The following is a 7,512-nucleotide window of genomic DNA, read 5'->3' on the forward strand; positions in this document are numbered from 1 at the left end:
TCGTTCCGAGACGATGCGACATGACCGCGGCCCTCTACCGCAAGGAAGCGCTCGACAATCTCGCGGGCCCCGACCGGCTCGACGAAATGGTGCGCGTCACCTCTCCGCATGGCTGGGCGGCGCTGGGCACGGCGCTGGTGATCGTGACCGGCTGCCTCGGCTGGTCGATCCTCGGCAGCTATCGCACCACCGTCAGCGGCAAGGGCCTGCTCGTCCCGGCGGGAGGCGCTTTCGTCAGCGTCTATGCTCCCAAGGCAGGCTGGCTCGACAGCTATCGTCAGCGCGGCGACAAGGTGAAGAAGGGCGATCTGATCGCCCGGCTCAGCGCGCCCGAGGACGCCGCCCGCCTCGTCGATGTCGATAGCCGCGTCACCCAGCTCACGGCGCAGCGCGCAGCGCTCGCTGCGCAGATCGAGGACCGCATCCTCAAGGAGACGATCGCGGGCCAGCGCAAGCGCGAGGCCCTGCAGGAGACGATCGATCTCGGAGCATCCCGGGTGGACGCGCTCAACACCTTGCTCGGTCAGCGCGAATCCCTCTTGTCCAAGGGGTTGATGCCCTCCGACCGGATCATCGAAACCCGCGAGAGGCTGTTCGCCGCGCGCGAATCGATCTCCCGGGCGCGAACGGAGCTGTTATCGCTCGACGCCTCGCTCCAGACCCTGCGCCACCAGACCGACCAGGAGCGCGCGGCGCTCGATCGCCAGTTGCGCGACGCCGAGGGGCAGCGCGCCCAGAGCCATCTCAGCGAGAACCTGGCGACCACCATCGTGGCCCGTTCCGACGGCACCATCACCACCAACGAGGCCGGCGACCATGCACTGGTCAGCGCCGGCCAGAAGCTGATGGTGATCGAACAGGGCGGCCCCCGGCTCGACGCCCTGCTCTACGTGCCGGCCGACAGCGGCAAGGAGGTCAAGCTYGGCATGGAGGTGCGCCTTTCGCCCTCCACCRCCAAGAAGGAGGAATACGGCTCGCTGATCGGCACGGTCATCCAGGTCGACGACAGTCCGGAGAATGAGGCGGCGCTGACCCATCGCCTCGGCAACCCCGATCTCGCCCGCCTCTTCACCAAGGCCGGGCCGCCGCTCCAGCTCGTCGTGCGGATCAATCCCGGTTCCGGCGGCCCTGACAGCTACGCCTGGACCTCCAAGCGCAGCGAGCAGATCGAACTCGCCTCGACCACTCTTGTGGAAGGCCAGGTGACCGTGAAGTCGGGCCGGCCGATCAGCCTGTTCATTCCGGCGCTGCGCCGGTTCGTCGGCCTATGAGCAAGGTGCCTCCCGTGCGCTTCCCGCAGACCGGCCGCAAGCGGGTCCCGACCATCTTGCAGATGGAGGCCGTCGAATGCGGCGCCGCCTGTCTCGCCATGGTCCTGGCCCATCACGGCAAATGGGTCCCGCTCGAGGAGCTGCGCGTCGCCTGCGGCGTCTCGCGCGACGGCAGTAAGGCGAAGAACCTGGCGCAGGCGGCGCGGCGCTACGGCCTGGTGGCCGAGGGCTGGCGCACCGAGCCGGACAAGCTCGCCGGCAAGCCGCTGCCGGCGATCCTGTTCTGGGAGTTCAACCATTTCGTCGTGCTGGAGGGGGTCGGCCGCAAGGTCGTCTATCTCAACGATCCCGCCAGTGGCCCGCGCACGGTCACGCATGAGGAATTCGACCGCGCCTTCACCGGCGTGATGCTGACGATGGCGCCGGGGCCCGATTTCCAGCCTTCAGGCGCGCGGACGAATGTCTGGGGCGCGGTGCGCGAGCAGCTGGCGCCCTCGCGCGGGGCCGTCGTTTTCCTGGTTCTGGCGGGCATCGCCGCCCTCCTGCCCGGCATCTTCGTTCCGGCGGCGACGAAGGTCTTCGTCGACGACATCCTCGTCCGCCATCTGACGGACTGGATGCGGCCGCTGCTGCTCGGCCTCGCCTGTGCGGCCCTTCTCGGCGKGCTGCTGAGCTGGCTGCAAGGCTATTTCCTCGCGCGCCTGCAATGGAAGCTCGGCGTGTCGCTGGGCCTGAAGCTGACATGGCACCTGCTGCGGCTCTCGCCGAGCTTCTTCGCCCAGCGCTATGCGGGCGACATCGCGAGCCGGCTCGCGACGACGGAGCGGGCCTGCGACCTGATCGGCAGCCAGGTTTCGGCCATGCTGGTGACCGGGCTCGCGGCCCTGTTCTACGGCGCCCTCATGGCGGTCTATGATCCGGTGCTGGCCGGCATCGGGATGGCGCTCGCTCTCTTCAACGCGGTGTTTGCCCGTCTCGTCGCGCGGCGACAGGAGGATGCCGCCCGCACCGTCATGCGCGAGCATGCGGCGCTCGGCAGCCTTTCCATCAGCGGCATCCAGTCGATCGAGACCTTGAAGGCGACGGCCTCCGAGGACGATTTCCTGAATCGCTGGGCCAATGCGCAGGCGCGCACCATGAATGCGGTGCACCGCTCGCAATTGCCGCTCCAGCTCCTCGATCTGATCCCGCGCGCGCTCGGCGCGCTGACGATGGCCGCGATCCTCGGCGTCGGCGGCTGGCGCGTCATGGAGGGGCTGATCACGATCGGGACGCTCGCGGCGTTCCAGACCGTGCTGTCGAGCTTCCTATCGCAGGTGAGCGGGCTCGTCGGCGTAGCCTCGGGCATGCGCGAATTGCGGGTGGCGATGGAGCGCGTCGACGACGTGCTGCGCTATCCGCTCGACCGCCGCCTGGATCCGAAGTTTGCGGAAGTGGCCGAGACTGCGCCGCGCCGCCTCTCCGGAGCGGTCGAGATCACCGATCTCGCCTATGGCTACAACCCGCTCGATCCGCCGCTGGTTGAAGGCTTTTCGCTGACCGTCGCGCCGGGCGCGCGCATCGCCCTGGTCGGCCCCTCCGGCAGTGGCAAATCCACGATCGCGCGGCTGATAGTCGGGTTGGCCGATCACTGGGCGGGCGAGATCGCCTTCGACGGGCAGCCGGCCGACCGGATTTTGCCGGGCGTCCGCGCCGCCTCGATCGCCTATGTCGAGCAGTCCGTCGTCCTGATGGAGGGCACCGTTCGCGAGAACCTGACACTCTGGGACCCGCGGGTGAGCGAGCGGACGATCGTCGAGGCCGCGCGCGATGCCGGGCTGCACGACACCATCGCGGCGCGCCCCGGCGGCTACGATGCCCCGGTCAGCGAGGGCGGCAGCAACTGGTCGGGCGGCCAGGCCCAGCGTCTGGAGATCGCCCGGGCGCTGGTGGGGGAACCGAGCATCCTCGTGCTCGACGAGGCGACCTCCGCCCTCGATGCAGCGACCGAAGCGGCGATCCTCGACAATCTGCGACGCCGCGGCTGCACCATCATCCTGGTCACCCACCGCCTCAGCGCCATCCGCGATTGCGACGAGATTCTCGTGCTCGACCGCGGCCGGATCGTCCAGCGCGGATCGCATGAGGCGCTCTACCACCAGCCGGGCACCTATGGGGAACTGATCCGTGCTGCATGAAGCTCCTCACCTGATCGCCGCCTCCGGCACGACGGCCGTCGATCATAGCGGAGCCGTGCCCCTCTCGGTCGCCGGCCTGCGGGTCGATGCCGGCTCGGCCGATCTCTATCTCGACTGGCCCGGCCGGGCGGGACGGCGCCGGCGCCTGGCGACTCTCGGTCCCCACGACATCGCCCTGCCGCTTTCCCTGACAGCAGCCGTATCGCCGATTCCGGCGGAAGCGCGGCTCCTTGCCTTCCCCGCGCCGGGGTCGCGGCTGTCGGCCTTCCCGATCGAGCCCTTCCTGGCCAGCCTCGATGCCGGCGAGGCCGCCGCGATCGAAGCGGCAGAGAGCTGGGTCGAGCGCACGGCCCGCGCTGCAGGCGAGCCCTTGACGGGGACCCCCGTCCTCCTCGTCGATGGAGAAGGCAGGCTCGAACCGGGTTGCGTCGCGCGGCCGGCGCAGGGGCTGCTCTGGGCCGCAGCCAGCGACGCAGCCCTTCTGACCGATCTGCGGGGCGCCGGCCCGGTTCTCCCCGGAATGCCCGCGGTCCCGGTGACATCGGGTGGAATCGTCGCTGAACGCAGCACCGCGATCGGCTGCCGCACGAGCGCGGCCTTGGCCGCGGAAGGCGGCCTCGCGCGCGCCCTGCTCGGACATCACGAGCGGATAACCCGCGCGCTCGCCTTCGCGGAAGCGAACCGGGACGACGACGAGGTCGCCCGCATCGCCGGCAAGGTTGTCCGCGACCGCGCCGTCCTGGCCGCGAGCGTCGCGCCGCTTCTGGCTCCTGCCGCCGGCGGCGTGCTGCACGACGCTTCGCTCGCGTCGGCTTTACGCACCGTCGCCGAGGCCGCGGCGGTCAGCATGCCCTCCACGCCGTCGCCCGAGGCAGGCGAGGATGACGGCCTGCCGATCGAGCGGCAGATCGCCGACCTCGCCGCCTGGGCCGGCGTGCGGACACGCCGCATCCGACTGGAGCCAGGCTGGTGGCGCCGGGGCGGGCAATCGATCGTCGGGTTCCGGCGCGAGGACGGCAGCCCGGTCGCGCTGATCGCCGGAACGGGTTGGCGCGGCGGCTACCGCATCCGCGAGGCGGGCCGGGACCGGCCCGTCGATGCGGGGACGGCGGCTGCCGTCGCCGACTACGGCTACGTGCTCCAGCGCCGCCTCCCCGACACGGCGATCGACGGAAGCGGGCTGCTGCGCTTCGCCGCGCCGCTCGCCTGGCCCGCCCTGATGGCCATCCTGATCATCGGGCTGGCCGGGAGTCTGCTCGGCCTCGTGACGCCGATGGCGACCGAGATCCTGTTCGAGCGGTGTGGGACCGGCTCCTGCGCTTGCCGGCCGGTTTCTTCCGGCACCACGCCGCGGGCGATCTCGCCTTGCGGGCCGCGGCGATCAACCAGATGCGCGACGCGGTGAGCGGGACGGCGGTCAGCTCCCTGCTCTCGGCGGTCTTCTCGGTCTCCAGCCTCGCCCTGATTCTCTATTACGAATGGCGCCTCGCCCTCGTCGCGATCGGCCTCGTCATCGTCCAGCTCGTCGTGATGGTGGGGGTCAATCTGCGGATGCTCGCCTGGAAGCAGCGAGCTCTTGAAACCGAAGGCCGGCTGCAGGCCCTGGCGCTGCAACTGATCCAGGGCATCGCGAAGCTGAAGGTCGCGGGCGCCGAGGCGCGGGCCTTCGCCCGCTGGTCGCCGCTCTTCATCGCGCGGCGGGCCCTCGGCTTCCGCCAGGGCGCGCTTTCATCCGGCTTCTCCGCTTTCGGAACGGCTTTCGGCATCGCCTCGGCTGCCCTGCTGATCGGGATCGTCGGCCTCGGCGGGATCGAGATCGGCATCGGCCGCTTCGTCGCCTTCAACGCCGCCTATGGCCAGTTCATGGCGGCGACCCTGTCGCTGGGAAGCGCGCTGCCCGCCCTGTTGTCCCTGAAGCCGCTCTATGGCCGTGCCGCGCCGCTGCTCGCGGCCTCGCCCGAAAACATGGGCCGGCGCGGCGCCCTGCACGATCTGCGCGGCGGGATCGAGGTCAACGATGTGGTGTTTCGCTACCGCGCCGACGGCCCCGCCGTTCTCGACGGCGTGTCGATCAGGGTCAGGCCCGGCGAATTCGTCGGCATCGTCGGCGCCTCCGGTTCCGGCAAGTCGACGCTGCTACGCATCCTGCTCGGTTTCGAGACGCCGGAGAGCGGCTCGGTGTTCTTCGACGACCAGGAGTTGAGCAGCCTCGATCTGCGTGCGCTGCGCCGGCAGATGGGCGTCGTGCTCCAGTCCAGCCGCGCCACGAGCGGCACCATCCTGGACAACATCCTCAACGGCGCCGCGCTGAAAGAGGCGGATGCCTGGGAGGCGGCGCGCCTCGCAGGGCTGGACGCCGACATCCGGGCCATGCCGATGCGCATGCACACCTTCGTTGGCGAAGACGCCACGCTGCTCTCGGGCGGCCAGCGGCAGCGCCTGCTGATCGCCCGCGCGGTGGTGCGCCGGCCGCGGATCCTGCTCTTCGACGAAGCGACCAGCGCGCTGGACAACCGGACCCAGCAGATTGTCTCCCAAGGGCTGGAATGGCTCGACGCCACCCGCGTCGTCATCGCGCACCGCCTGTCGACCATCCAGCACGCCGACCGCATCTATGTGCTGCAGGGAGGGCGGGTCGCCGAGGAAGGAAGCTATCGCGAGCTTCTGGAGCGGGGCGGACTGTTCGCCCAACTGGCGCTCAGGCAGGTCGCGTGAACCAGACATCCGCCGAACATGACTATGGAATGTTCAGAACCATCGCCAACGATCCGAGCGCAGAGGGACCCAGCATGAACAGCAAGATCGACAGCAGCAACCGCAAGCTCGACGAGGCCGAGCTCGACGACGTGCATGGCGCAGGAACCGGTGGGCATTGGGACCATAGCGGCAAGGCTTCCATGTGGGTGACGACCGTGCCCGGAGACGCCCATGGCTTCTTCAAGCCGACCGAAAACAGAAGCTCCGTCCGCCCGGACGGCAATGGCGGCTATATCCGCTGGGATCGTGCCGGCAATTGCGAAGCCCCGGCCATCCGCAGAACCTGAACCCTATCAATAATTTGGAGCCTGATCCGATCAGATTGAATCAACCTGATCAGATCAGGCCGCGCGGATAGCCCGCTGCAGGATGCCCGCGTTCCGGCCTGGCTCGGCGCCGTGATTTGAAGCCTCCGCGTCATGACCGTGCGGGAGCTGCTGCGGTGTCTGGCACATCCCACCCCACGTGGCTCAAGGCAGCCACAGCTCGACGGAGAAGACAATGGGCAACGAAAAGCTTGAAACCGGCGAAGATCGCAGAGACATGAAACTCTCCGATGACGAATTGGAGACTGTCACGGGAGCAGAGAAAATGAATCTATCAATTCTGCATCCGATCGACAGCTGGGGAAAGGTGTTCGGAAAACTCTTTGAACCGTTCAAGGCCACGCTGGATTCGCTCCAAGAAAGATCAAATAAGCACAAGTGATCCTGGGAACACGCGGCGTAAGCAGACCTCGATACGCCTTTCTCAACGCAATGACGGGCCCGGCCCGAGAAGGAGCAGACCGATGAGCACAGAGCCCAATAACGCTCCGCTGAACGATGCCTCGCTGGAAGACGTCAACGGCGGCTACAACGTGGTGGATGGCTTGGCGCGGCTTGGGCACTCGATCGAGAGCAGTGCTCTGGCTGGCCACAAATTCGGAACGGACGCCGACAATCATATGGCTGCCGCTGGCGGCGCCTTTCTTGGTATCATCTATGGTACCTTGAACGGCCTCAAGAACGAGGTCGGCACCGGCGTCAACGAAGCCATCGGTGGTATCAGGAACCTGATGAAGTAGACGATCATTGCCTGGCAGCAGGTGCGCCCTTGTCGGGACGTATCGGCCGCAGAGGGGCCGAAGCACGCGAGAAGGATGCCCCCGAGGGCCGGCCCCACGCTGCGCACAGGATTGAACCCGACGGATGTCAGCGTAACGGCCGCGGCGAGATCCTTTCGATCGGCGATATCGCCCACCCTGCGCGGGGCCGAAGGTAAACCGGCCCCCCGTTATGGAGCGGGGGCGAGCCGATCATAGGCAT

7 protein-coding genes and 1 pseudogene are annotated in these 7,512 nt (G+C 68.3%); 7 read left to right on the forward strand and 1 reads right to left on the reverse strand.

The window, feature by feature from the left end; translation table 11 throughout:
- Window positions 1-20 precede the first annotated feature (20 nt).
- The 7 genes from AC1D34_RS13200 (at window position 21) to AC1D34_RS13230 (ending at window position 7,271) form a co-directional block, all read left to right on the forward strand.
- On the forward strand, window positions 21-1,271 hold the full coding sequence (locus tag AC1D34_RS13200) for an NHLP bacteriocin system secretion protein (RefSeq protein ID WP_476824444.1): 1,251 nt from the start codon (window positions 21-23) through the stop codon (window positions 1,269-1,271).
- Window positions 1,268-3,448 carry an NHLP family bacteriocin export ABC transporter peptidase/permease/ATPase subunit gene (locus AC1D34_RS13205; RefSeq protein WP_476824445.1) on the forward strand — a complete coding sequence of 727 codons (2,181 nt, stop codon included), beginning with the start codon at window positions 1,268-1,270 and terminating at the stop codon, window positions 3,446-3,448. The genes AC1D34_RS13200 and AC1D34_RS13205 overlap by 4 nt, the downstream gene beginning before the upstream one ends.
- Window positions 3,438-4,853 carry a hypothetical protein gene (locus AC1D34_RS13210; protein WP_476824446.1) on the forward strand — a complete coding sequence of 472 codons (1,416 nt, stop codon included), beginning with the start codon at window positions 3,438-3,440 and terminating at the stop codon, window positions 4,851-4,853. The genes AC1D34_RS13205 and AC1D34_RS13210 overlap by 11 nt, the downstream gene beginning before the upstream one ends.
- Window positions 4,748-6,163, forward strand: coding sequence for an ATP-binding cassette domain-containing protein (locus AC1D34_RS13215; RefSeq protein WP_476824447.1), 1,416 nt, complete (start codon window positions 4,748-4,750; stop codon window positions 6,161-6,163). Before AC1D34_RS13210 ends, AC1D34_RS13215 begins: the two co-directional genes overlap by 106 nt.
- Before the next feature lie 74 nt (window positions 6,164-6,237).
- Window positions 6,238-6,492, forward strand: a complete 255-nt coding sequence (locus AC1D34_RS13220; RefSeq protein ID WP_441493786.1) for a hypothetical protein — start codon at window positions 6,238-6,240, stop codon at window positions 6,490-6,492.
- Between the two features lie 214 nt (window positions 6,493-6,706).
- Window positions 6,707-6,913 (forward strand): hypothetical protein, encoded by a 207-nt coding sequence (locus AC1D34_RS13225; RefSeq protein WP_441493785.1) that lies wholly within the window; start codon window positions 6,707-6,709, stop codon window positions 6,911-6,913.
- An 82-nt stretch (window positions 6,914-6,995) separates the two neighbouring features.
- Complete coding sequence (locus AC1D34_RS13230; RefSeq protein ID WP_441493784.1) at window positions 6,996-7,271, forward strand: hypothetical protein; 276 nt, start codon at window positions 6,996-6,998, stop codon at window positions 7,269-7,271.
- 44 nt (window positions 7,272-7,315) lie between these two features.
- Here AC1D34_RS13230 and AC1D34_RS13235 read toward each other — a convergent pair.
- A pseudogene (locus AC1D34_RS13235) lies at window positions 7,316-7,450 on the reverse strand (MFS transporter); the annotation flags it as partial.
- Window positions 7,451-7,512 lie beyond the last annotated feature (62 nt).

The sequence above is a fragment of the Allobosea sp. P1_A7 genome (assembly GCF_056406775.1).

What these genes read in the sequence shown, in the direction of transcription:
- AC1D34_RS13220 (WP_441493786.1), top strand. Translation starts at nt 6,238, where the DNA reads ATGAACAGCAAGATCGACAGCAGCAACCGCAAGCTCGACGAGGCCGAG.
- AC1D34_RS13230 (WP_441493784.1), top strand. Translation starts at nt 6,996, where the DNA reads ATGAGCACAGAGCCCAATAACGCTCCGCTGAACGATGCCTCGCTGGAA.
- AC1D34_RS13225 (WP_441493785.1), top strand. Translation starts at nt 6,707, where the DNA reads ATGGGCAACGAAAAGCTTGAAACCGGCGAAGATCGCAGAGACATGAAA.